Below are 22,357 nucleotides of genomic sequence, written 5' to 3'. Positions count from 1 at the left end.
CCGCATTCATCGTTACGAGGCTAACAAGCAAATGGATGTCACCGTCATCTGGGCTGCGATCATCGCGCTCGGCGTTCTTCTCTACGTGGTGCTGGACGGCTTCGATCTCGGCATCGGTATCGTGTTTCCGCTCTTTCCCGACGAGGAAGAGCGCGATCTCATGATGAATACGGTCGCCCCCGTGTGGGACGGCAACGAGACCTGGCTCGTGCTCGGCGGCGCAGGGCTCTTCGCCGTGTTCCCCATCGTGTACTCGACCGTGCTTTCCGCGCTGTATCTGCCGCTCGTGTTCATGCTCGCGTGCCTGATCTTCCGCGGCGTGTCGTTCGAGATTCGCGCCAAGGCCAATCGCACGAAGCATCTGTGGGACCTCGCGTTCATCGGCGGCTCGACCGGCGCCGCGTTCTTCCAGGGCATCGCGCTCGGCGCCTTCCTGCAAGGCATACCGATGGACGGCGGCCAGTTCGCCGGCGACGCCTTCGGCTGGCTCACGCCCTTCAGCCTGCTCTCGGGCTTCGGGCTCGTCGCGACCTACGCGTTGCTCGGCTGCTGCTGGCTCGTCGCGAAGACCGAGGGCGATCTGCAGCGCCGCCTGCGCAAGCTCGTCTGGCCGCTCACGGTCATGCTGCTCGGCTTCATCGCGCTCGTGAGCCTGTGGACGCCGTTGCAAGACCCCGCGATCGCCGATCGCTGGTTCCGCTCGGGGCTCTTCTGGCGTCTCGCGCCGGTGCCGCTGCTCGTGCTCGCCTGCGCCGCGTGGATGCGCTGGGCCGTGCATGCGCGCCACCACAAGACGCCCTTCATCGCGGCCATCGGGCTCGTGCTGCTCGGCTATGCGGGCCTGCTCGTGAGCCTGTGGCCCTACGCGATTCCGCAGGGCCTCACGCTCTGGGAAGCAGCCGCGCCGCGCGAAAGCCAGACGTTCACGCTCGTGGGCGCAGCATTCATTTTGCCGATCATTCTCGCGTACACGATGCTCGGTTACTGGGTCTTTAGAGGCAAGGTGCGTCATGGCGACACTCATCACTACCACTAAGCTGCCCGGCTGGCTCTGGTTCGTACTCCTCTGGTGTGCGGGCGTGGGTGCGGCCGTGTCGCTCGGCTTCGCGTTCAAGGTCTTCATGAACCTCACGCTGTTCGCCGTGAAGTGATTCGCGAAAGCAAATTTGCATGAGCGCGCTCGATTTCACGGCGCCGCGTTAGACTGTAGGCTCTCTGTCACCCGTGTGAAACCTTCATGCAACAGATGACCTTCATGGAATGCGTCAAGCGCGCGTGGGCGAGCGCCTGGCAGGCCGCCGTGCAAATGCCGGTTCTCGTTCTGGCGACGTTTGTGATCTACGCGGCGCTCGGCTGGTTCGGGCTCGCCGGGCGGCCAGTGCCCGCCGAAGGGGCGACGCCCTCCGCCGGGCTCACTGCGCTCGGCAATCTCGCCTCGCTGCTGAATTCGCTCGTCTACCTCTGGTTCACGCTGAAGATTTCGCGCTTCGTGCTGCTAGGCGAGCGCAGCGCGCCGCTCATGCCGGCAGGCGCCAAGCCGTTCCTGCGTGTATTCGCGGTCGGACTCATTCTGGCGGTCGCGCTTGGCGCATTCGCGCTCCTGCTGTGGGTCGTGCTGCGGCCTCAGTACCAGGGCGGCGCGGCGTTCCTCTTTCTGGTGGTCCTTGCGATCTGGATGTTCGTGGCAGTGCGCCTCTCGCTGCTCTTTCCGGCGCTTGCGATCGGCAGCCCGATCGCCTTCGGCGCCGCATGGCGCGACAGCCGCGGACACTTCTGGAGCCTCTTTGGCGTCACCTTCGTCGCCGCGCTGCCAATTGCCGTATGCGGCCTCATCGCGCTCATCGGCATGGGGCTCGCGGGCGTCTCGCCTGAAATCGTGCGGCAACCGGGTTGGCTCACCGTGCTCGCCATTGCTCAGAGCATCGGCAATATCGTGTTCGCGCTGCTCACCACCACGGCGCTCGCCTGGCTTTATCGCCGCTACGCGCAAGCGTTGACTTCGCCCGCCACGCGCTAGTCCCCTACTACCATATGCCCGGCACGAAGCGATAACGCACGCGCGCCAGATACTCGCGGTAGCCGGGCAAATTCTCAGCGAGCGTTTGCTCTTCGCGCACCGCGCGATAGCCGATCCCCACGACCATGACCGGCACGCACGCCAGCCCCCACCACGAACCGAGCATGAGCGGCGTGCCGGCGAGAAAGAGCAGCGCGAAGCCATACATCGGGTGACGCACGTAAGCATACGGGCCCGTGTCGCTGACTGTATGTCCGCGTTCGCTCTGAATCTTCACTACGGGCGCAGCAAAGCGGTTCGCCGCGAAGACAGCGCGCGTCGCGTAGATATCGACAAAGATGAAAACGGCGCCGAGCACGCTGAGCCACAACGGCACACGCGACCAGCCCATGCGCACGGCGTCGATGCCCATCAGGCACAGCCACGCGCAAAATCCCACCGACACGCACAGCATGAACACGCGGTCCCACGGCTGCTGCGTGCGTTGCGCGAAAGGCGCAAGCCGCTCGACAAGCAGCCCCGGATCCTCGCGCCCGAGCCACAGGCCGATCCACACGCCGCATAACGCCCACTCGATGAGCCAGAGCCACGCCGCCGTCCAGGCCAGCGTGCCCGCGGAAACGAATAGCAGCACACCCATCAACCCGAACCAGACCACGACTTGCACGAACAGCTTCGCCATGAGTGCTTTCGTCATTTTCGGCTCAGTCATGATGCCCTCCTTGCGCGCGCTTCCTGCTATGCGCTGCGCGAAGTCATGCGCGCATAGAGCGCACCGGCGTCGATACGCTGCGCCGCGTCGCCGCGCGCGAGATCGATGCCGAACCGCTCGCGCAGACACTGTGCGAGTTCCTCTCCATTTGCAATCGTACGCTCCTCGCTCACCTGACCTTGCGCGTCGCGCTCGGTCAATCGATCGTTGAACAGAATCGCGCGGCCGCCTTCGCGCGCAATGCACGCGATCAGGCTGAACGTGAAGAACGAATCGGGCGACGCCGACGTGTACCAGTTCGCCACTTCGTAATCGACCCACTCCGCAGGCGTCAACTCGAAACGATAGACGTCGAACCACTTCTCGCCGTCGAACAGTTCGAGCTTGCGCTCATTGGCTGAAAGCGTCACGAGCCGCGCCAGTTCGTGCGGCGTTTGCTGCTCCGCTTCGGTCGAAAGCAGGAGCGGTGCGCACAGCGTCGCGCCGCCGAAACCCACGTCCACGATCCACGAATCGCCTTCGGCCTCCACGCGCAGCAGCATATGCGTGCGCGGCGTGCGCGCGCCCGGCGCCTGGCCGTACAGCACGCGCGCGGCAAGCGGCGTCACGGAAAAGCCCAGCTGCATGAGCCCATGCGCGAACAAGGTGTTGTGCTCGAAGCAGTAGCCGCCGCGATGCCGCGCCACGAGTTTCCCGGCAATGTCCGGCAGCTTGACCGACACGCGCCGCCCGGCAAGCGGATCGAGATTCTCGAACGGTATGGCGAGCGGATGAAGTCGATGCAATTCGCGCAGCACAGCGAGCGTTGCTGCTCGTGGACCGCTGTAGCCGATGCGCGCGAAGTACGCGTCGAGATCGAGTTCGTGGCGTGGGGAAGTGTCGGTCATGGAGCCAGTTTGTTTCGAAGTTTGAGCGGCGAACGTGCGTTCACACCCGTGATGATAAGCGACTTCATTCGCCTGACTATTTCGTCTAAACCTGACTATCTGTAATGCGCAAATGCACAAAAGATAGGTATTCGTAAGGATTCCGATGACGCCGCGTAAAACAAGCGTAAAACGGTTGAGAATCATTCTCGTTTTTGTTGACGCTCGCATTCACTATTAGTACGATGGCGCCGTCTGGAGATGTCGGGCATTCAGCGGCTTGCGAATAACAAACGCCAACGCGATCAATCAAGCAATCATTTCAATAAGTAAGGAATACGATGGAATTGACCCGAACCGTCCGCGTGCCCGCGCCGGCCTGCTCGCGCAGTGCTGCGCCAGGCCGCCCGGCGCGTCGGCGAGCACCAGCGCTGCGCGCCATTGCCGTGCTTGCCGCGAGCGCGACATTCGCATGCGGCGCAGCGCGCGCGCAGAGCAACGCGAACCCCGACGCCGCCCCTGAAGCCCCGGAAGCCGACCTCGCCATTCAGGCGCAGCCGTCTAACTTCTGGACCGGCTTCTGGTCGCGCCAGAACATGCTCGGTGACATGGGCGGGCTGCGGCCGTGGCTCGGCAAATACGGTGTGACATTCCAGCTCACGGAGACGAGCGAGTACCTCGCCAACCTGCGCGGCGGTCTCAAGACCGGCGGCGCGTACGACGGCCTCACGACGGCGACGGTTCAGGTCGACACGAGCAAGGCACTTGGCATTCCGGGTGGCCTCTTCAACGTAAGCGCCCTGCAGATTCACGGCACCAATCTGAGCACGTCGAACCTCGGCACGCTGAACACGGCGAGCGGCATCGAAGCGACGCCGACCACGCGCCTGTGGGAACTGTGGTACCAGCAATCGTTCTTCAACAAGCGCCTCGACGTGAAGGTCGGTCAGCAGAGTCTCGACCAGGAATTCATCGTGAGCCAGTACGGCGCGCTGTTCGTCAACACGATGTTCGGCTGGCCTGCGCTGCCCTCGTACGACATGCCATCGGGCGGCCCCGCCTATCCGCTCGCCGGTCTCGGCGTTCGCGTACGCGGACAGATCACGCCGTCGGTGACCGGGCTCGTGGGCGTGTTCTCGGGCGACCCGCTCGGCAACGATCCGAACAATCTTAGTGGTACGAACTTCAATCTTCACAACGGCACGTTGTGGATCGGCGAACTGCAATACGCCATCAACCAGCCGTCCGAAGGCGAACTGGTCAGCGCGGACAATCACAGCCTGCCGGGCACCTATAAGGTGGGCTTCTGGTACAACACCAACTCGTTCGCCGACCAGCGCTTCGACAACACCGGGCTTTCGCTCGCGAACCCGGCTTCGACCGGCATCCCGGCGCAGCACCAGGGCAACTACAGCTTCTATGCCGTGGCCGACCAGATGATCTGGCGCCCGGACCCGGACGAGCCGCGCAGCATCGGCGTATTCGCACGCGTGATGGGCGCGCCCGGCGACCGCAATCTCGTGAGCCTCGCGGCCAACCTCGGCATTGTGATGAAGGCGCCGTTCAAGGGCCGCGACAACGACAGCGTGGGCCTCGCCGCCACCTACATCAAGGTCGGCAACAACGTGCACAACCTGGACCTCGACCAGCAGATGTTCACCGGCGGTCCGTACGGCGTGCGCACGCAGGAAACGGCACTCGAATTGACCTATCAGTATCAGGTCACGCCGTGGTGGCTGCTGCAGGCGGACGCGCAATACACGTTCAACGCAGGCGCGGGCCAGAATCCGCAGGACCCGACCGCGCCGCTTCGCAACACGTTCGTGGTGGGCGTGCGGACCAACATCACGTTCTAAGTCCACACCAGCGCAACCGACCCATGTTCAACCCCAAGTCCTCGCGTTTTCCCAATCGCACGCGCTGCGGCCACGCGAGGCACGGAGATTCAGTATGAAACACGCTACGCGCACGCTCCTGCAATGCACGGTCCACGCGACCCGCTCGGCGCTCGCGCTGGCCGCCGCGGCAGTGCTCGCCGGTGCGCCGCTCGCGGCCCACGCCGACCCGCAGGGCCTGCTCGAGACCGTCAAGCACCACACCACGCTCATCAACACCGTGCCCGACAACGGCGACCAGAACCCGTATGCGATCTTCGTCGCGCCGGTTTCCGCCGGCACGGTGAAAGAAGGCGACGTGCTGGTCGACAACTTCAACAACGCAGCCAACCTGCAGGGCACCGGCAGCACTATCGTCGACTATCACCCCGACACGAAGCAGATGACGTTGTTCGCGACGATTCCGCGCGATCTCAAGGAGTGCCCGGGCGGTGTCGGCCTCTCGACCGCGATGACGATGCTCAAGTCGGGCTGGGTCATCGTGGGCAGCACGCCGAGCAACGACGGCACAACCGGTACCAAGGGCGCGGGCTGCATGATCGTGCTCGACAGCGGCGGCAAGATTGCCAAGGTCATCAGCAGTCCGAACATAAACGACCCGTGGGGCAACATGGCCGTGGTCGACAACGGCGATCACGCCACGCTGTTCGTGAGCAACGCGGGCTTCGGCGTCGGCGGCGCGGACGGCAATCCGCCCGTGTTCAAGCAGGCCACGGTGCTGCGCCTCGATCTCGACATCCCGAGCGGCCAGGCGCCGGTCGTGAAGAGCGAGACGGTGGTCGCGAGCGGCTTCGGCGCGCAGGCGGACAAGGGCGTGTTCCTCGTCGGCCCGACCGGCCTCGCGCTTTCGGCTGACAACAAGCTGCTTTATGTGTCCGATGCGATCGGCAACCGCATCAACGTGATCGAAGACCCGCTCACGCGCGACACGAGCGCGGGCGTGGGCCGCCAGCTCACCGCCGACGGCCTGCTGCACCGCCCGCTCGCCATGATTACCACGCCGCAAGGCCACCTGCTCGTGACGAATGCCTTGAATGGCCAGGTCGTCGAGATCGATCCGGTCGCGGCAAAGCAGTTGTATGCGCGCTGGATCGATACCGACAAGGCGCAAACTCCCCCGGGCAACGGCGACCTTTTCGGCATCGCACTGACCCCGGCGGGCGACGGCTTCTACTACGTGCAAGACGACGTGAACACTCTCGTGCTGGCTAAATAATCATGTCCTCCGACGATACTCCCAACAACCCATCGCGCCCCGCGCGGCGCGGCTTCCTGAAAGCCGGTGCTGCATTGGGCGCAAGCGTCGGCGCGAGCCTTGGCGCAGGCGTGGCCACGAGCGGCCTCGCCCAGGCCGCCGAGGCGAAGCACCACGCCATGGCCGCCGACCCGATGCTCGCGGTGGAGCCGTTCTACGGCGAGCACCAGGGCGGCATCGTGACGCCGCAGCAGGCGCACACGTATGTCGCGGCATTCGACCTCACGACCACCTCGCGCGACGACGTCATCAACCTGCTGCGCAAGTGGACCGAGTCCGCAGCGCGCATGAGCCAGGCGCAGCCGGCGGCCACGCTGGACGGCACCGGCGACGACCACCCCGCGCCCGACTCCGGCGACGTGCTGGGCCTCGGCCCGGCGGGTCTCACGGTCACCTTCGGCTTCGGCCCCGGACTCTTCACGTCGCAGGACAAGGACCGCTACGGTCTCGCACACAAGCGCCCCGCCGCGCTCGTCGACCTGCCGCGCTTCAACGGCGACCAGCTGATCGCGCAAAAGACCGGTGGCGATCTGTTCGTGCAGGCGTGCGCGAACGACGCACAAGTCGCCTTCCACGCCGTGCGCCAGCTCGCGCGCCAGGGCTACGGAATCCTGACGATGCGTTGGGGCCAGGCGGGCTTTCTCTCGGGCCCGCGCGCGCAAACGCCGCGCAACCTCATGGGCTTCAAGGACGGCACGAACAACCCGCCGACCACGGACCCGAAGGCGATGAACCAGTTCGTCTGGGCCACCGCCGCCGACGCGCCGTGGATGCAGGGCGGCACCTATACGGTGGTGCGCCGCATCCGCATCACGCTCGAGCACTGGGACCAGATGGAACTGGGCTTCCAGGAGCAGGTGTTCGGCCGCCACAAGTACAGCGGCGCGCCCATCGGCCAGAAGAAGGAATTCGACAACGTCGATCTCGACGCTCAGGATAAAGACGGCAATCCGCTGATTCCCGAGAATTCGCACGTGCGGCTCTCGAATCGCGCATCGAACAACGGCGCGCAGATCCTGCGCCGCTCGTACTCGTACAACGACAGCACAGACTTCTACATCGAGCGCTGGCCGCCGTGGCGCCAGGAGACCGAATACGACGCGGGTCTTATCTTCGTCGCGCACCAGGCCGACCCGCGCACGGGCTTCATTCCGATCAACGAAAAGCTCGCGAAGTTCGACATGATGAACCAGTTCACGACGCACGTGGGCAGCGCGATCTTCGCGTGCCCGCCCGGTGCGAAAGCGGGCTCGTTCATCGGCGCGGAGCTGTTCAGCGCCTAAGACACATCGATAACAACGGACAACGAAGCAATATGAAAATTTCCATGATGCGCACGCCGCTGCGCGCCGCCGCCCTCTCGCTCGCGCTTGCAGGCATGCTGCCGCTCGCGGCGCACGCCGCCTCGATCACGCTCTACAACGCGCAGCACGAGCAGGTCGTGAACCAGCTCGCGAAGGACTTCGAGCAACAAAGCGGCATCGACGTGAAGATCCGCAGCGGCGAAGGCCCGGCGCTCGCGGCGCAGCTCGTCGCCGAAGGCGAGAAGACGCCCGCCGACGTCTACTTCACCGAGAATTCGCCGGAACTGATGCTGCTGGAAGAAAAGGGCCTGCTCGCCCCCGTCCAGCAAGCGACGCTCGCAACCGTGCCCGCACGCTTTAACTCGCCGCAAGGACAATGGGTGGGCGTGACCGCGCGCGAGAACGTGCTCGCGTACAACACGGCAAAGGTGCAGCCCGCGCAATTGCCGAAATCGATTTTCGATCTGGCCAGGCCCGAATGGAAAGGCAAGGTCGGCATCGCGCCGAGCGACGCCGACTTCCTGCCGCTCGTCGACGCCGTGCTCGCCGTGAAGGGCGAAGCCGCGACGCTCGAATGGCTCAAAGGTCTGAAGACCAACTCGCAGATCTTCGACGACGATGAAGGCGTGGTCGCGGCCGTGAATCGCGGCGCAGTCGCCACCGGCATCATCAACAACTACTACTGGGACCGCCTGCACGCCGAGATCGGCGACAAGAAAACGCAGAGTGCGGTCGCGCACTTCGCCGATGGCGACGTGGGCGCGCTCGTCAACGTTTCGGGTGCCGCCGTGATGAAGTCCGCGCACAATGTGGACGGTGCGCAGAAGTTCCTCGCCTACCTCGTGAGCGAGCGTGCGCAAAAGCTGATGGCGCAGGACCATATCAGCTACGAGTACCCGCTGCGTCCCGGCGTGGCGAGCGACCCCATCAACAAGCCGTTCGACCAGCTGAAGCCGCCCGCGCTGACCATCCAGCAGCTCGGCGACGACAGCCAGGCGGGCAAACTGCTGCGTCAGGCTGGCCTGCTGTAACCCGTATGGAGTTCGAAGCAAGATCGTGAGCGAAGCCGTTACCACGGCGCAGGCCGTGCCCGAGTCTCATCAAGCGGATGTCGCGGCGGGCCCTCCCCAACGCGCGCAGCGGCGTGCGCCGCGCGCGCTTTTTGCCGCCGCCGCGCTCGGCCCGCTGCTGGTGCTGCTGCCGCTCGCGCTGACGTTCTGGCGCGCGTTGTCATTTGGTCTGGCCGACGCCGCCGAGCTGATCTTCCGGCCGCTGGTTGGCGAACTGCTCGTCAACACGCTCTCGATCACCGTTTCGGCCACGCTCGCTTGCGCGGTGCTCGGCACCGCGGTAGCGTGGCTCGTCGAGCGCACGGACGTGCCTGGGCGGCGCGCGTGGGCGCTCCTCGCCGCCGCGCCGCTCGCCATGCCCGCGTTCGTCACGAGCTATGCGTGGGTCTCGCTGAGCCTCGATTTACAGGACTTTCTCGGCGCGTTCATCGTCATCACGACGGCTTATTTCCCGCTCGTCTACTTGCCGGTTGCCGCCGCGCTGCGCGGCCTCGACCCCGCGCTCGAGGAGTCGGCGCGCGCGCTCGGCTGCAACCGCTGGGCCGTTTTCGTGCGTGTCGTGCTGCCGCAATTGCGGCCTGCGCTGTTCGGCTCGATGCTGCTCGTTGCGCTCGGCGTGCTCTCCGAATTCGGCGCGTTCACGCTGCTGCGCTTTCGCACGTTCACCACCGAGATTTACGCGGAGTACCGCACGAGCTTCGATGGCGGCGGCGCCTCGCTGCTGGCCTGTGTGCTGATCCTGCTCTGTCTCGTGTGTCTCATGCTCGAGTTTCGTGTGCGCGGTCGCTCGCGCTACGAGCGCGTGGATCGCGGCGCGCGCCGCGCGAGCGCTCGCCATGCGCTCGGCCGCTGGCGCTGGCCCGTTGCGGCGGGTTTCGTCGCGCTCAATGTGGCGACGCTCGGCGTGCCGCTCGCGATGATCGGCTACTGGCTCACGCAGCCCGGCGCCGCCGCGATCACGCCCGCCGATGTCTCGCCGGAGCTGCTGGTTTCGACCACGCTCGCCTCGCTGCGCCTTGGCCTCACCGCCGCGTTTTTCACCGTACTGCTCGCGCTGCCGCTCGCGTATCTGCTTGCGCGCTATCCCGGCCGCGCCGCCACATTTCTCGAACGCACGGCCTTTATCGCGCAAGGCGTGCCCAGTCTCGTCATTGCGCTGGCCATCGTCTCGCTCGCCGTGCGCGCGCTCGAACCGCTCTATCAGGGCACCACGCTGCTGATTACGGCGTACGCGATCCTCTGTCTACCCCTCGCGCTCGTGAGCGTGCGCGCGGCGCTCATGCAGGCGCAGCAGCGCCTCGAAGATACTGCGCGCGCACTGGGCCTCGGCTGGTTCGCCACGCTACGTCGCGTCGTGCTGCCGCTCGCGGGGCCGGGCCTTGGCGCGGCCGCTTCGATGGTGTTCATCTCCGTGGTCACCGAACTCAACGCCACACTGCTGCTCGCGCCGATCGGCACGCACACGCTCGCCACGCAGGTGTGGACCGATACCTCGACGCTCGCGTTCGCAGCCGCTGCGCCGTATGCCGCATTGCTTACCGCGCTTTCGCTCGCCGCTTCGGGTCTGCTGTTCGCGTTTGCAGGCCGCTCCGCGCTCGCGGGACATGCGTCCGTGAATATGTCGGTCGATACGGCCAACGCGCCGTCCGACGACGCTTGAGCCTTACTTCGCTTCGACCATGAGCACACTTCGCATTTCCGGCCTGCAGAAGGCCTTCGACGGCCATCCGGTTCTGCACGGCATCGACCTCTCCGTGCGTTCGGGTTCGCTCGTCGCCTTGCTCGGGCCTTCGGGCAGCGGCAAGACTACGCTGCTGCGCGTGCTGTGCGGCTTCGAGCGCGCCGACGCGGGCACGATCGAAATCGACGGCCGCCGCGTGGCCGGCGACCGGCTGCACCTGCCCACCGAGCAGCGCCATATCGGCTATGTGCCGCAGGAAGGCGCGCTCTTTCCGCACCTCACCGTCGCCGAGAACATCGTATTCGGCCTGCCGCGCGCGCAGCGCCGCGCACGTCATCGCGTGGCCGAATTGCTCGAACTCGTCGGTCTTCCGGAATCCTATGCATCGCGCGCGCCGCAGCAACTCTCTGGCGGCCAGCAGCAGCGCGTGGCGCTCGCTCGCGCACTCGCGCCCTCGCCCGGCCTCGTGATGCTCGACGAGCCGTTCTCGTCGCTCGATGCCGCGCTGCGTGTCGAAACGCGCGAAGCCGTGGCGCGCGCGCTCGCCGCCGCTGGTGCGACCGCCGTGCTCGTGACGCACGACCAGGCCGAGGCGCTTTCGCTCGGCCATGAAGTTGCCGTGCTGTGGCGCGGAAAGCTGTTGCAAAGCGGGCCGCCGCAAACGCTCTATCGCCGCCCGGCCACGCGCGAGCTCGCGGCCTTCATCGGCGAAGCAGTGCTGCTGCCGGGTACGGTAGCCAATGGGCGGGCGCACTGCGTGCTCGGCGCGCTGCCGATCCAGCAAGACCAGTATGGCGCGGAGGGTGCCGTCGACGTGATGCTGCGCCCCGAGCAGATCGACGTGCTACCTGAGACCACCCAACGCGAAGGCGCGCTGGAAGCGGTAGTGCGCGCCATCACCTTCCAGGGCCAGGACGCCGCGCTCACGCTGCAGCTGATCGATGCGCACGCAACGGTCCGTGCGCGCGTGCCCGGCTATCGCACGCCACGCGAAGGCGAGCGCGTGCGGCTCGCGGTGGGCGGCGAAGTGAGCGTCTACCCGCGCTGACGCGGCACCGAAAGGTCCTGCACCATCTGCTGCGCGAGGTAGTCGCAAGTCGGGCGATTCGATTTCACGCTGCGCGCCACCACGATCTCCAGCGGCTCGATCTTCGGCAGGCCCTGCGCCTCGCCGAGGATCGCGAAGCGCGACGGTACGCTGCAACGCGTGAGCGCGACAATCGCAATGCCCGCCTCCACCGTCGCGGTCAAACCCATCAAACTCGCGCTGCTATAGGCGGCGCGGTAGCGGATGTGCGCGGCATCTAGCGCCGCCACGGTATGCGCGCGCGCCACGCTGCCATGCTCGTAAAGCCCCACCGGCAGCGGCGACATCGCGAGCGGCGCGGGGTCGGTGGCGGACCCCACCCACACCATTTCCTCGGCCCGCACGAATTCGCCGCGCATCTTGCGGTCGCGCGTGACGAACGCGATATCGATCTTGTTGTCCGCCAGCATCGGCCCGAGCGCGACGCTCTGCGCACAGACGATCTCGATCTCCACGTGCGGATAAAGAGTCGAAAAGCGCCGCAACACCGGCGAAAGCAGCGACGCCATATAGTCGTCGGGCGCGCCGAGCACCACGCGCCCTGTCACCTCGGGCCGCACCAGCGCCGCCCACGCCTCCTCCTGCAAATCGAGCGCGCGACGCGCATATTCGAGCAGCGTGTTGCCAGGCCGCGTGAGCGCGAGATTACGCGTATCGCGCGTGAACAGCGTGGTGCCGAGCATCTGCTCGAGCCGCTTGATCTGCATGCTCACGGCCGCCTGCGAACGATGCACGGCCACAGCGCCCTTCGTGAAGCTGCCCGCGTCCGCCACGGCGGCGAAGGTGCGCAACAAATCGATATCGAATTCGGGGTTCATACGCGCTGAGGCTGGCAATGGCCGGGGATGGCCCTTCCATTCATAAGCTGCGTTGATGGAATTCTTCAATTTAATTCGTTTGCGCGCGCCCTGCAACCGGCGAATACTTAGCCTGTCTCCAATTCGCTTACGATTTCCCTTCTCCGGCCATGCAATCCGAACACCACGGCAACCGCCAGCAAGGCGTCCTCATGCTCGCGGGCGGCGGCCTCTTGATGGGCACGATCGGCGTGTTCGTTGAAGAGGCGCGCCTCGGCGCGCTCACGCTCGTGTTCTTCCGCTGCTTTTTCGGCATGCTCTCGCTCGCCGCGTACTGCGCGTACAAGGGCTGGCTCTCGCCACGGCAGTTCACGCGCCGCACGCTCGCGCTCGCGGTGATCTCAGGCGTGCTGATGGTCACGCAGTGGGTGGCCTTCTTCGACGCGATCCATCGCACGAGCATTGCCGTTTCGACGGTCGTGTTCCATGTGCAGCCGTTCTGGGTCGTGCTGATGGGCGCCGCGCTCTTTCACGAGCGGCTCGGCGCCGACCGGCTGGGCTGGATCGGCATTGCGTTCGCGGGGCTCGTGCTCGCATCCGGCGTGCTCGCGGAAACCCATGTGGCCGACCGCACGAGCTACATGATCGGCATCGGCGAGTCGCTGGGCGGCTCGGTGCTCTATGCAAGCGTCACGCTCATCGCCAAGAGCCTGCGCAACTTTCGCCCGCATCTGCTGACGCTAACGCAATGCGTGGTGGGTTCGGTGTGCCTGCCGCTCATCGCGCCGTTTTTCGCGCCGCTCGAATTCGCGCATATTTCGGCCACGCAATGGGGCTGGCTCGTGGGCATGGGCGTGCTGCACACGGGGCTTTCGTACGTGCTGATCTACGGTGCGCTGCCGATGCTGACCACGCCCGTGATCGCCGTGCTGTTGTTCGTGTATCCGCTCACCGCGATCGCCGTCGATGCGATCGTCTACGGCCGCGCGCTGAGCGTGCCTCAGCTTGCGGGCATGGTGCTGATCGTGGCGGCGAGCCTCGGCGTCAATCTCGGCTGGCGCCTGTTGCCGCCGAGGCTCGTGAAGGCGCGGCGCTAGCCAACGCGCCGCATGGCGGGATCAGGAAGGCAGCGTTTGACCCTTCGTTTCCGGCGCAAACGGAATGATCAGGAGTCCGAGAACGAAGGCCAGCGCGGTGAGCGCAACCGGCACGCCAAGCGTGTGCATGCGCAGCACCGCGGCGCCAAGCAGGAAGTTCACGCCCGCGCCCACGAAGCGGCCAAACGACGTGCAGAACGCGAATGCCGTAGCGCGCACGCGCGTTTCGAACTGCTCGGGCAACCAGAGGCTGAAGAGCGCGAAGTTGCCGCCAAAGAAACCCAGCACGAAGAGCAGCGCGATAAACGGCACGAGTCCGTTCTCCAGGTAGAACGCCCAGCCGAAGCTCGCGGCGATCGTTACGGCCATGCCCGCGAAATAGACGGCGAGCGTCCATCTGCGGCCGATTCGCTCGGCCATGGGCGGCAATGCGAGGCAGCCCAGGATCGTGCCGATCGACAGGATGCCCGTGGCGATCGAAGCCGTGCGGATCGCCTCGGCCTTGTTCGCACCCGCCTTCGTAGCAAGCTGGATCACAGCGGACGGTTCATAAACCGCACCTGCCCACAAGCCGATGATCGCGATGGTTAGCAAAGCGCACGCCACCACGGTACGCATGCGGTACACATCGCCGAAGATTTCCCGCAACGGACGGCCGCGATGCACATGGCTCGCCTCCGACTTCTGCCACTTCGCCGGTTCCTCCACACGCGTGAGCACGAGAATCGCCACCACCACCGGCACTGCGCCGGTGAGGAACATCGCACGCCAGCCGAAGTGCACGCCGACCGTGTAATTGAGCGCGGCAGCAATGAAGAAGCCCGCGTAATAGCCGGTCTGCAGATAGCCCGCACCCATCTTGCGGCGATCTTCGGGCCACGATTCGGCCACGTAAGTGCCCGCGAGCGCCCACTCCCCACCTATGCCCACGCCCGCGAGAAAACGATAAAAACCAAGCGACCACACGCTCTGCGCGGTGGCCGAAAGTCCCGTGAAGATCGCAAACATGAAGATGGTGCCGGCCAGCACGCGCGTGCGGCCGAAGCGGTCGGCGAGCGGCCCCCAGATGAACGACAGGCCCCAGCCTACGAGGAAGAGCGCGAACAGGATCGAGCCGGCAAGCCCGATGTTCGCCGCGCTCGCCTCATAGCCCGAGCGCGGCAACAGCTCCGTGAGCGCGGGCGTGAGCACGAGTGCGTAGATGAACGAGTCCATCCCGTCGAGCGTCCAGCCTGCCCAGGCGCCCCAGAAACCGGCGATCTGCGACCGGTTGAGCGGTGTCTTGGTGCGAGTACGCCGCGCGGACTCGGTGATCGAATTCATGATGCTCCTCTCTCCTTTGATGCCTCGCCGGCACGCGCAGCAGGATGCGCACACGCGCCACGAAACGCGGAAATGCAGGCCGCGGCAGTGCCGGCCCCCTTCAGGAACTCCCTGTAAGCCCCCGTTCTTCTTACCCGTCTATAGTGATTCTGGTGTTTCTATGTTGCGGGTTTTCGAGGCTTTCGCCTTGGTCGTTTTATATATAATATGTGATCTCATGAGCGACGCAACGAATGGTTTTCCCCTGGAAGGCGCTGCCGCGCCCCGCACCAGCACCTCGCGCATGATCGCCGACGCCTTGCGCAGCGCGATCGTCGAGGGCAAGCTCGCGCCCAACGCGCCGCTGCGCCAGGACGCGATCGCGCGGCATTTTTCGGTCAGCGCAATCCCCGTGCGCGAGGCGCTGCGCCAGCTCGCGAGCGAAGGCTGGGCGAAGATCGAGGTGAACAAGGGCGCGAGCGTGGCCTCGCTTTCCGCCGACGAAGCGCGCGAGATCTACGAGATCCGCTCCGCGCTCGAAAGCCTCGCGCTCGGCCTCGCCATTCCGAATCACACGAGCGCCACGCTGCGCGAAGTGGCTGCGCTGGCCGCCGCCGCGAAACGCGAACGCGATCCGTCGCTGTACGTCGCGCGCAACGAGGCCTTTCACATGAGCCTCTACGCGCCCGCCGGCCGTCCACAGTTGCTGGAGATGCTCACCGCGCTCCATCGCCGCGGCGAACGCTATCTGCGCCTGAAATTCGGCTTTCCCGAATACAAGGGCGAATCCGATAGTGAGCACACCGAAATTCTCGCCGCCGTGAAGCGCGGCGACGTTGCCACCGCGCAAAAGCTCGTGGCCGAGCACCTGCTCGGCACGGGCGAACTCATCTACCGTTTCCTGACCGAGCGCGCCGCGCTGCCGGCTGTGCCACCTTCAGCACAAACCGCCGCCAAGCCGCGCGCCGCCTCTACCCGCTCACGGAGCCGAACTGCCGATGAAGCCTCAAGCTGATACGCCAACCTCGCCTGACCTCGCGCCGCGCTCGTGGACCACGCGCCGCGACGAAAAGGCCCGCCGCCTCGCCGCCATTTCCGGCTGGCTCGAAGACGGCGTCCTGCCCGCCTCGCGCATGACCGATGCGCTCGAACTGCTGATTCGCCCGGGCGACCGCGTCGCGCTAGAAGGCGACAACCAGAAGCAGGCCGACTTCCTTTCGCGCTCCCTCGCAAAGGCAGACCCGGCCAAGGTCAACAACGTTCATCTGCTGATTTCGAGCATCAGCCGCCCCGAGCATCTCACGCTGTTCGAGCGCGGCATTGCGCACCGCGTGGACTTTGCGTTCGCGGGCCCACAGAGCCTGCGCGTCGCGCAGTTGCTCGAAGACGGCCAGCTCGAAGTGGGCGCGATCCATACCTATGTCGAGCTGTACGCGCGCATGTTCGTGGACCTGATTCCCCAGGTCGCTCTGCTGTGCGCCGAAAAAGCCGACCGCCACGGCAATCTCTACACCGGCCCGAACACCGAAGACACCCCGACCATCGCCGAGGCCGCCGCGTTCAGCCAGGGCATCGTGATCGTTCAGGTGAACGAAATCGTCGATGAGCTGCCGCGCGTGGACATTCCGGGCTCGTGGGTCGACGTGGTCGTGCAGGCCGACCGGCCGTTCGCGGTCGAACCGCTCTTTACGCGCGATCCGCGTCATATTGGCGACTTGCAGGTGCTCACCGCGATGATGGTCATCAAGGGCATCTATGCGCCTTATGGCATCGCCGCGCTCAATCACGGCATTGGCTTCGACACCGCCGCTATCGAACTGCTGCTGCCCACGTATGGCGAGTCGCTCGGTCTCAAGGGCAAGATCTGCCGCAACTGGACGCTCAATCCGCACCCCACGCTGATTCCCGCCATCGAATCGGGCTGGGTGGAAAGCGTGCATTGCTTCGGCAGCGAAGTGGGCATGGAAGCGTATATCGCCGCGCGCCCCGACGTGTTCTTCACCGGCAGCGACGGCAGCCTGCGCTCGAACCGCGTGCTGTGCCAGCTCGCAGGCCAGTATGCCGTGGACCTCTTCATCGGCTCGACGCTGCAGATCGACGCGGACGCGAATTCGTCCACCGTCACGCGCGGGCGGCTCGCGGGCTTCGGCGGCGCGCCGAACATGGGCCACGATCCGCGCGGGCGGCGCCATGCGAGCGAAGCGTGGCTCAAGCTGCTCAAGGACAACGGTCCCGTTTCGCGTGGCCACAAGCTCGTGGTGCAACTGGCGGAGACCTGGAAGAAAGGCGGCGAGCCGACCTTCGTGGATGAACTCGACGCCATCGCCGTGGGCCAGAAGAGCGGCATGCCCGTCGCGCCCGTCATGATCTATGGCGACGATGTGAGCCATGTCGTGACCGAGGAGGGCATTGCGCATCTGCATCGCGCTGAGGGTATCGACGAGCGCCGTGCCGCGCTCGCGGCCGTGGCGGGCGTGACGCCCATCGGCCTGCGCGCGCAACAGCAGAAAACCGACGAACTGCGCCGCCGCGGCATCGTGCAGTTTCCCGAGGACCTCGGCATTCTGCGCGGCGAGGCCAAGCGCTCGCTGCTCGCGGCGCGCAGCATCGACGATCTGGTGACGTGGTCGGGCGGGCTCTACACGCCGCCGGCTCGTTTCCGCAGCTGGTAAGCGGCGATGCGCATGCTTCCATTTACTGTGCTTGCCGAGGGCTCTGCGGGCCTTGCGCGGCGCGCGCCGTATGCAGGCGATTCAGAAGCGCTCTGCTTCGAAGCGCAGCTCGCGCGCTTTGCACGCGACGCGCTGATCGAAGAGGCGCGCCTCACGCCGAAGCCCGCGCTCGTTGACGCACGCGGTAGTGGCGCGCACAACGATCTCGATCTCGCGACGATGCTGCGCTCGGCGCACGCGCTCGAACCGACGTTCGAAGCGCTCGCGCGCGCCTCGCGCGGGGCCGCGCCCGGCACGGCGCTGCGCACCGATCTCGCGCGCATCGGCCGCGCAGGCGAAGCTGCGATGATGCGCGCGACGCAAGGCAGCAATGCACATCGCGGTGCGATCTGGATCGTCGGGCTGCTCGTGGCGGGCGCGGCGATCGTACATACGCCGCAAGGCAGCGACAGCGCGTGGGCGCATGCCGCGTATATCTGCGAAACGGCTGCGCAAATCGCGCGCTACGACGACCTGCTCGCGCAACCCGTGCAAAGCAACGGGGAGCGCGTGCGCCAGCGCTACAACGTGGGCGGCGCGCGCAGCGAAGCGCAAGAAGGCTTTCCGCACGTCGTGCGCACAGGCCTTCCCGCGCTGCATGCCGCGCGTGCGCAAGGCCGCGACGAAGCCCACGCGCGCGTGGACGCCCTGCTCGCGATCATGGCCTCGCTCGACGACACCTGCGTGCTGCACCGCGCGGGCCTGGCAGGGCGCGAGGCCGCGCAAGCGGGCGCGCAGCGCGTGCGCGATGCGGGCGGCGTCGCCACGCAAGCCGGACGCGCCGCCTTCGATGCGCTCGAACGCGCGCTGCTCGCACTCAACGCATCGCCGGGTGGCGCGGCCGATCTGCTCGCCGCGACGCTCTTCATCGACAAACTGGTTCAGCACCGCATGGGCGGAAGGACGGTTTCATGGAACAACTGACATTCGACTATCCGGCGCAACGCGCCGTGACGACGCGCGCTCACGTGGGCGTAGTAGGTTCGGGCGATCTCGAAGTGCTGCTGCAGCCCGCCGCCGACATGCAGGCGCGCGTGGTCGTGCATACGAGCGTGGACGGCTATAGCCACATCTGGAAGAGCGTGCTCGACCGCTTCTTCACGCGCTATGACGGCGCGGCGCTCATCGAGATCAACGACTTCGGCGCCACGCCCGGCGTGGTGGCGCTGCGGCTCGCGGAAGCCGTGGAAGCGGCGCAGGGAGCGCAGTCATGAGCAGCACTAATCAACTGACGCCCGGCGCCCTGCTGCGCGAGAGCTTCATCGAACTGAGCGCGCGCGAACGCGCGACCGCTGTGCTGGACGCGGGCACGTTTCGCGAACTGCTCGGGCCGTTCGACCGGATCGAATCGCCGTGGCTGCCGTTGCAGGGCATCGTCTGCCAGGCCGACGACGGCGCAGTGATCGCGCGTGGCACCATCGACGGCCAGCCGGCCGTAGTGGCCGCGATTGAATCGGCGTTCCAGGGCGGCAGCATCGGCGAGGTGTCGGGCAGCAAGATCGCCGCCGCCCTCGAACTGGCACTCGCCGACTGCGAGCGCGGCAAGATCGTGCGGCCCGTCATCCTGTTCGAAACCGGCGGCGTGCGCCTGCAGGAAGCGAATCTCGGCCTCGCGGTGATTGCGGAGATCCAGTCGGCCATCGTCGCATTGCGCAAGCACATTCCCGTGGTCGGCGTGATCGCGGGCATGGTGGGCTGTTTTGGCGGCATGTCGCTCGCGGCCGCGCTGTGTTCGACGCTCGTGATGACGAAACAAGGCCGTCTCGGCATGAATGGTCCGGAGGTGATCGAGCAGGAAGCCGGCATCGAGGAACTCGATTCGAGCGACCGCCGCCAGGTGTGGCAATTGATCGGCGGCGAACAGCGCGCGCAAACCGGTTTCGCCGATGCGCTCGTCGACGACGCCGTTGACGATGTGCGCGCCGCCGTGCGCGCGGCGTTTGCACAAGGCGCGCTGCGCACGCCGCGATCGGCGGATGTCGAGGGCACGCTCGCGAAGCTCGCGCAGATCGATCCCGCCACCGTCACCCCTGAAACGATGCGTGCGGTGTTTGCCGCTTCGCCCCTGAACCTGAGCGGAGAAAACGCATGAACGATACGACGACAAGCCGCGGCGCACGCTGGCTGCGCGCCCTCGCGGGCGAGCAATTGCAGGGCGCATGCGTGCAATATGCGGATGCGTCGCTTAACGACGAGACCGCGCGCTTCATCACCGTCGTGCCCGATCCCGCTAACCGCTTTCCGCGCGCGCGCGACAACGTCGTGGGCCTCGAACAAGGCTGGCAGCTCGCGAAGGCCGTGCGCGAAGCGATTGCGGAAGACGTCGCAAGCGGCAAGCGCCGCCCCATCATCGCGATCGTCGATGTGAAGAGCCAGGCCTATGGCTATCGCGAGGAGATGCTCGGCATTCACCTCGCCTGCGCCTCCGCAGTCGATGCCTATGCGAGCGCGCGGCTTGCCGGGCATCCCGTGGTGGCGCTGATCGTCGGGCCGGCGATGTCGGGTGCGTTCCTCGCCCATGGTTATCAGGCCAATCGCATCGTCGCGCTCGACGCCCCCGGCACGATGGTCCACGCCATGGGCAAGGAAGCGGCGGCGCGCGTCACGCGGCGCAGCGTGGAAGACCTCGACGCACTCGGCGAAAAGATCGTGCCGATGTCGTATTCGATGGCCTCGTTCGCGAAGCTCGGTTTGCTCGACGAGCTGATCGAGGGCGTCGACGCGGACGCGCCCAGCGACGCGCAGATCGCCCGCGTGCGCGATGTGCTCGCGCAGAAAGTGCGCGAAGCGCGCGGCGACAAGAGCGGTCTCGCGCATCGTTTGCAGGGCGAGTCGGCGCAGCGCACGCGCGCGGCGTCGATCGAGGTGCGCAAGCGCCTCGCGCAACAGTGGGACGCCAGCTGATGCGCGTGTGCGCCGCCCCGCCGTTTGCGGATGATGCGCCGCGCGTGGACGACGCGCGCTGGCGCGCGCACGACCTGCTCCGCGTCGCTCGCCTCGCGCCTTGCGACAACGAGCCGGATTGGGTGCGCGGCGCGCTCGCTCGCGCGCCCTGGGTCGTCGTGCGGCGCACGCGTGCTGCCGAAGGCGTCCTGGCGGTCGGCGTACGCGGCAGCGTGCGTTCGGAGCGTTTCGGCACGTGGCTTGGTATTGAGGATATCGAATCATCTGCGAGCCCGGAAGATCTTCTCGAAGTCGATCCCCTGCACGCACGCCGCGCACTGCCTGCGTTTATCGCGCTAGCCGCCCTGCGCACCCCTGCATCGTCATTGCGCAATCACGTTTGGGGCCCCACGGGCAGCGCCGGTTTCGAGTTGGCCACGGGCGTTCCCACGCTCACGGCATCGAGCGATCTCGACATCCTGATTCGCGTGCCGCAACGCATCTCTCGCGCAGCGATCGACTCGCTTGCGCAAGCCCTCGCGCAAGCCGCCAGCCGCGCCGGCACACGCATCGACGCGCAACTCGAAACGCCCGCAGGCGGCGTCGCGCTCGCCGAACTCGCGATGCACAAGCCGCGCGTGCTGGCGCGCGCTTCGAGCGGCGCGCAACTCGTCGCCGACCCTTGGCACACTCCATGACGCTCGCCCTGCTCTTTCCCGGCCAGGGCGCGCAAAGCACAGGCTTCCTCCACAAACTGCCGCAGCACGACGCAGTGCGGGCCACGCTCGACGAGGCGTCGGCCGCACTCGGCTTCGACGTCCTCACACTCGATAGCGACGAAGCCTTGCGCTCCACGGTTGCCGTTCAGATCGGCCTCACGGTCGCGGGCGTCGCCGTGGCGCGCGCGCTCGCGCATGAAGACCTCGTGCCGCAGTTCAGCGCCGGGCTTTCAGTGGGCGCGTATGCGGCCGCGGTAAGCTGCGAGGCCCTGGCGTTTGGCGACGCGCTGCACATGGTGCGCAAACGCGCCGAGCTGATGGAGAACGCGTGGCCCTCGGGCTATGGCCTCACGGCCGTTGCCGGGTTGAGCGAGACTCAGGTGGAAACACTGGCTCACGCGTCTGCGCGTGAGTGCGGCGAACAGGTGTACGTGGCGAACGTCAACGCGCCGCGCCAGATCGTCGTGGCCGGCGCCGATGCCGCGCTCGAAGCCTTCGCGGCCCGCGCGCTCGCCGCTGGTGCGCGCAAGGCGCAACGGCTCGCAGTGGCCGTTCCTTCGCATTGCGAACTATTGGCCGAAGCCGCCGAATCGCTCGCCGAGTGGTCGCGCGACATACCGTTTCGCACGCCACGCGGCGTTTATGTGGACAATCGCGGCGGCCGGCCGCTCTACAACGCCGACGCCATCCACGCCGATCTCGCCACCAACATGCGCTACACGGTGCGCTGGTACGATGCGCACACGGTCATGATCGAATCGGGTGCGAGCGTGCTGGTCGAAGCACCGCCCGGTCAGGTGCTCACGGACATCGCCCGCGAGCAGTATCCCGAGGTGGCCGCACTCGCGAGTTCAGGTTTGCCGCTGGAGCGGCTTGTTGCGATCGTGCGGCGCCGGCTCGGCGAGGACACCTGAATGCGCTGCCGACGCCGACTATGGCGTTTATGCGCATAAATTCTTAT

General features: G+C 66.3%; 22 protein-coding genes. 18 read left to right on the top strand and 4 right to left on the bottom strand.

What is annotated here, in order from left to right; all coding sequences use genetic code 11:
• The first annotated feature begins 31 nt into the window (after positions 1 to 31).
• The 3 genes from cydB (at position 32) to FAZ97_RS16085 (ending at position 2,017) form a co-directional block, all read left to right on the top strand.
• A complete protein-coding gene (cydB, locus tag FAZ97_RS16090) occupies positions 32 to 1,036 on the top strand; it encodes a cytochrome d ubiquinol oxidase subunit II (protein WP_158759458.1) in 1,005 nt (334 codons plus the stop codon).
• Positions 1,011 to 1,151: a hypothetical protein gene (locus FAZ97_RS35220; RefSeq protein WP_199272137.1), complete on the top strand. Its 141-nt coding sequence runs from the start codon at positions 1,011 to 1,013 to the stop codon at positions 1,149 to 1,151. The genes cydB and FAZ97_RS35220 overlap by 26 nt, the downstream gene beginning before the upstream one ends.
• Positions 1,152 to 1,237: 86 nt before the next feature.
• Complete coding sequence (locus tag FAZ97_RS16085; protein WP_158759457.1) at positions 1,238 to 2,017, top strand: hypothetical protein; 780 nt, start codon at positions 1,238 to 1,240, stop codon at positions 2,015 to 2,017.
• A gap of 7 nt (positions 2,018 to 2,024) precedes the next feature.
• Here the strand turns inward: FAZ97_RS16085 and FAZ97_RS16080 are convergent, their stop codons facing one another.
• Both FAZ97_RS16080 and FAZ97_RS16075 read right to left on the bottom strand, forming a co-directional pair.
• The gene (locus tag FAZ97_RS16080; protein ID WP_158759456.1) at positions 2,025 to 2,729 is read right to left on the bottom strand and encodes a methyltransferase family protein; all 705 of its coding nucleotides are present in this window, start codon (positions 2,727 to 2,729) and stop codon (positions 2,025 to 2,027) included.
• A gap of 26 nt (positions 2,730 to 2,755) precedes the next feature.
• A complete protein-coding gene (locus tag FAZ97_RS16075) occupies positions 2,756 to 3,616 on the bottom strand; it encodes an arylamine N-acetyltransferase family protein (RefSeq protein WP_158759455.1) in 861 nt (286 codons plus the stop codon).
• Positions 3,617 to 3,936: 320 nt separating this feature from the next.
• Here FAZ97_RS16075 and FAZ97_RS16070 point away from each other — a divergent pair, with 320 nt between their 5' ends.
• The 6 genes from FAZ97_RS16070 to FAZ97_RS16045 all read left to right on the top strand — a co-directional run bounded on the left by FAZ97_RS16070 (position 3,937) and on the right by FAZ97_RS16045 (position 11,848).
• Positions 3,937 to 5,451: a carbohydrate porin gene (locus FAZ97_RS16070; RefSeq protein ID WP_158759454.1), complete on the top strand. Its 1,515-nt coding sequence runs from the start codon at positions 3,937 to 3,939 to the stop codon at positions 5,449 to 5,451.
• Positions 5,452 to 5,545: 94 nt separating this feature from the next.
• Entirely contained in the window at positions 5,546 to 6,706 is a 1,161-nt protein-coding gene (locus tag FAZ97_RS16065) for an NHL repeat-containing protein (protein ID WP_158759453.1), read from the top strand.
• A gap of 2 nt (positions 6,707 to 6,708) precedes the next feature.
• On the top strand, positions 6,709 to 8,028 hold the full coding sequence (gene efeB / locus FAZ97_RS16060; RefSeq protein ID WP_158759452.1) for an iron uptake transporter deferrochelatase/peroxidase subunit: 1,320 nt from the start codon (positions 6,709 to 6,711) through the stop codon (positions 8,026 to 8,028).
• 32 nt (positions 8,029 to 8,060) lie between these two features.
• A complete protein-coding gene (locus FAZ97_RS16055; RefSeq protein WP_158759451.1) occupies positions 8,061 to 9,080 on the top strand; it encodes an iron ABC transporter substrate-binding protein in 1,020 nt (339 codons plus the stop codon).
• Between the two features lie 55 nt (positions 9,081 to 9,135).
• Positions 9,136 to 10,779 (top strand): ABC transporter permease, encoded by a 1,644-nt coding sequence (locus FAZ97_RS16050; protein ID WP_158760951.1) that lies wholly within the window; start codon positions 9,136 to 9,138, stop codon positions 10,777 to 10,779.
• A gap of 19 nt (positions 10,780 to 10,798) precedes the next feature.
• Positions 10,799 to 11,848, top strand: coding sequence for an ABC transporter ATP-binding protein (locus FAZ97_RS16045; RefSeq protein WP_158759450.1), 1,050 nt, complete (start codon positions 10,799 to 10,801; stop codon positions 11,846 to 11,848).
• Here FAZ97_RS16045 and FAZ97_RS16040 read toward each other — a convergent pair.
• On the bottom strand, positions 11,836 to 12,705 hold the full coding sequence (locus FAZ97_RS16040) for a LysR family transcriptional regulator (protein ID WP_158759449.1): 870 nt from the start codon (positions 12,703 to 12,705) through the stop codon (positions 11,836 to 11,838). The genes FAZ97_RS16045 and FAZ97_RS16040 overlap by 13 nt on opposite strands.
• A 149-nt stretch (positions 12,706 to 12,854) precedes the next feature.
• On the opposite strand from FAZ97_RS16040, the gene FAZ97_RS16035 reads away from it, so the two are divergent.
• Positions 12,855 to 13,781 carry a DMT family transporter gene (locus FAZ97_RS16035; RefSeq protein ID WP_158759448.1) on the top strand — a complete coding sequence of 309 codons (927 nt, stop codon included), beginning with the start codon at positions 12,855 to 12,857 and terminating at the stop codon, positions 13,779 to 13,781.
• A 21-nt stretch (positions 13,782 to 13,802) separates the two neighbouring features.
• Here FAZ97_RS16035 and FAZ97_RS16030 read toward each other — a convergent pair whose 3' ends face one another.
• Positions 13,803 to 15,104, bottom strand: a complete 1,302-nt coding sequence (locus FAZ97_RS16030; protein ID WP_158759447.1) for an MFS transporter — start codon at positions 15,102 to 15,104, stop codon at positions 13,803 to 13,805.
• Between the two features lie 217 nt (positions 15,105 to 15,321).
• On the opposite strand from FAZ97_RS16030, the gene FAZ97_RS16025 reads away from it, so the two are divergent.
• The 8 genes from FAZ97_RS16025 to mdcH are packed head-to-tail and all read left to right on the top strand — an operon-like array spanning position 15,322 to position 22,310.
• Complete coding sequence (locus FAZ97_RS16025) at positions 15,322 to 16,098, top strand: GntR family transcriptional regulator (protein WP_158759446.1); 777 nt, start codon at positions 15,322 to 15,324, stop codon at positions 16,096 to 16,098.
• A complete protein-coding gene (gene mdcA / locus FAZ97_RS16020) occupies positions 16,082 to 17,755 on the top strand; it encodes a malonate decarboxylase subunit alpha (protein WP_158759445.1) in 1,674 nt (557 codons plus the stop codon). Before FAZ97_RS16025 ends, mdcA begins: the two co-directional genes overlap by 17 nt.
• 12 nt (positions 17,756 to 17,767) lie before the next feature.
• Positions 17,768 to 18,718, top strand: coding sequence for a triphosphoribosyl-dephospho-CoA synthase (locus tag FAZ97_RS16015; RefSeq protein ID WP_158759444.1), 951 nt, complete (start codon positions 17,768 to 17,770; stop codon positions 18,716 to 18,718).
• Positions 18,706 to 19,008: a malonate decarboxylase subunit delta gene (locus FAZ97_RS16010; protein WP_158759443.1), complete on the top strand. Its 303-nt coding sequence runs from the start codon at positions 18,706 to 18,708 to the stop codon at positions 19,006 to 19,008. Before FAZ97_RS16015 ends, FAZ97_RS16010 begins: the two co-directional genes overlap by 13 nt.
• Positions 19,005 to 19,886: a biotin-independent malonate decarboxylase subunit beta gene (locus FAZ97_RS16005; protein WP_158759442.1), complete on the top strand. Its 882-nt coding sequence runs from the start codon at positions 19,005 to 19,007 to the stop codon at positions 19,884 to 19,886. The genes FAZ97_RS16010 and FAZ97_RS16005 overlap by 4 nt, the downstream gene beginning before the upstream one ends.
• Positions 19,883 to 20,698, top strand: coding sequence for a biotin-independent malonate decarboxylase subunit gamma (gene mdcE / locus FAZ97_RS16000; protein WP_158759441.1), 816 nt, complete (start codon positions 19,883 to 19,885; stop codon positions 20,696 to 20,698). The genes FAZ97_RS16005 and mdcE overlap by 4 nt, the downstream gene beginning before the upstream one ends.
• Entirely contained in the window at positions 20,698 to 21,375 is a 678-nt protein-coding gene (locus FAZ97_RS15995; protein ID WP_158760950.1) for a malonate decarboxylase holo-ACP synthase, read from the top strand. The genes mdcE and FAZ97_RS15995 overlap by 1 nt, the downstream gene beginning before the upstream one ends.
• Complete coding sequence (mdcH, locus tag FAZ97_RS15990) at positions 21,372 to 22,310, top strand: malonate decarboxylase subunit epsilon (RefSeq protein ID WP_158759440.1); 939 nt, start codon at positions 21,372 to 21,374, stop codon at positions 22,308 to 22,310. The genes FAZ97_RS15995 and mdcH overlap by 4 nt, the downstream gene beginning before the upstream one ends.
• Positions 22,311 to 22,357: the final 47 nt, after the last annotated feature.

The sequence above is a fragment of the Paraburkholderia acidiphila genome (assembly GCF_009789655.1).
GTDB lineage: Bacteria > Pseudomonadota > Gammaproteobacteria > Burkholderiales > Burkholderiaceae > Paraburkholderia > Paraburkholderia acidiphila.
This window is presented reverse-complemented; position numbering and strand designations above follow the sequence as displayed.

What these genes read in the sequence shown, in the direction of transcription:
- cydB (WP_158759458.1), top strand. Translation starts at nt 32, where the DNA reads ATGGATGTCACCGTCATCTGGGCTGCGATCATCGCGCTCGGCGTTCTT.
- FAZ97_RS35220 (WP_199272137.1), top strand. Translation starts at nt 1,011, where the DNA reads ATGGCGACACTCATCACTACCACTAAGCTGCCCGGCTGGCTCTGGTTC.
- FAZ97_RS16085 (WP_158759457.1), top strand. Translation starts at nt 1,238, where the DNA reads ATGCAACAGATGACCTTCATGGAATGCGTCAAGCGCGCGTGGGCGAGC.
- FAZ97_RS16080 (WP_158759456.1), bottom strand. Translation starts at nt 2,729, where the DNA reads ATGACTGAGCCGAAAATGACGAAAGCACTCATGGCGAAGCTGTTCGTG.
- FAZ97_RS16075 (WP_158759455.1), bottom strand. Translation starts at nt 3,616, where the DNA reads ATGACCGACACTTCCCCACGCCACGAACTCGATCTCGACGCGTACTTC.
- FAZ97_RS16070 (WP_158759454.1), top strand. Translation starts at nt 3,937, where the DNA reads ATGGAATTGACCCGAACCGTCCGCGTGCCCGCGCCGGCCTGCTCGCGC.
- FAZ97_RS16065 (WP_158759453.1), top strand. Translation starts at nt 5,546, where the DNA reads ATGAAACACGCTACGCGCACGCTCCTGCAATGCACGGTCCACGCGACC.
- efeB (WP_158759452.1), top strand. Translation starts at nt 6,709, where the DNA reads ATGTCCTCCGACGATACTCCCAACAACCCATCGCGCCCCGCGCGGCGC.
- FAZ97_RS16055 (WP_158759451.1), top strand. Translation starts at nt 8,061, where the DNA reads ATGAAAATTTCCATGATGCGCACGCCGCTGCGCGCCGCCGCCCTCTCG.
- FAZ97_RS16045 (WP_158759450.1), top strand. Translation starts at nt 10,799, where the DNA reads ATGAGCACACTTCGCATTTCCGGCCTGCAGAAGGCCTTCGACGGCCAT.
- FAZ97_RS16040 (WP_158759449.1), bottom strand. Translation starts at nt 12,705, where the DNA reads ATGAACCCCGAATTCGATATCGATTTGTTGCGCACCTTCGCCGCCGTG.
- FAZ97_RS16035 (WP_158759448.1), top strand. Translation starts at nt 12,855, where the DNA reads ATGCAATCCGAACACCACGGCAACCGCCAGCAAGGCGTCCTCATGCTC.
- FAZ97_RS16030 (WP_158759447.1), bottom strand. Translation starts at nt 15,104, where the DNA reads ATGAATTCGATCACCGAGTCCGCGCGGCGTACTCGCACCAAGACACCG.
- FAZ97_RS16025 (WP_158759446.1), top strand. Translation starts at nt 15,322, where the DNA reads ATGAGCGACGCAACGAATGGTTTTCCCCTGGAAGGCGCTGCCGCGCCC.
- mdcA (WP_158759445.1), top strand. Translation starts at nt 16,082, where the DNA reads ATGAAGCCTCAAGCTGATACGCCAACCTCGCCTGACCTCGCGCCGCGC.
- FAZ97_RS16015 (WP_158759444.1), top strand. Translation starts at nt 17,768, where the DNA reads ATGCTTCCATTTACTGTGCTTGCCGAGGGCTCTGCGGGCCTTGCGCGG.
- FAZ97_RS16010 (WP_158759443.1), top strand. Translation starts at nt 18,706, where the DNA reads ATGGAACAACTGACATTCGACTATCCGGCGCAACGCGCCGTGACGACG.
- FAZ97_RS16005 (WP_158759442.1), top strand. Translation starts at nt 19,005, where the DNA reads ATGAGCAGCACTAATCAACTGACGCCCGGCGCCCTGCTGCGCGAGAGC.
- mdcE (WP_158759441.1), top strand. Translation starts at nt 19,883, where the DNA reads ATGAACGATACGACGACAAGCCGCGGCGCACGCTGGCTGCGCGCCCTC.
- FAZ97_RS15995 (WP_158760950.1), top strand. Translation starts at nt 20,698, where the DNA reads ATGCGCGTGTGCGCCGCCCCGCCGTTTGCGGATGATGCGCCGCGCGTG.
- mdcH (WP_158759440.1), top strand. Translation starts at nt 21,372, where the DNA reads ATGACGCTCGCCCTGCTCTTTCCCGGCCAGGGCGCGCAAAGCACAGGC.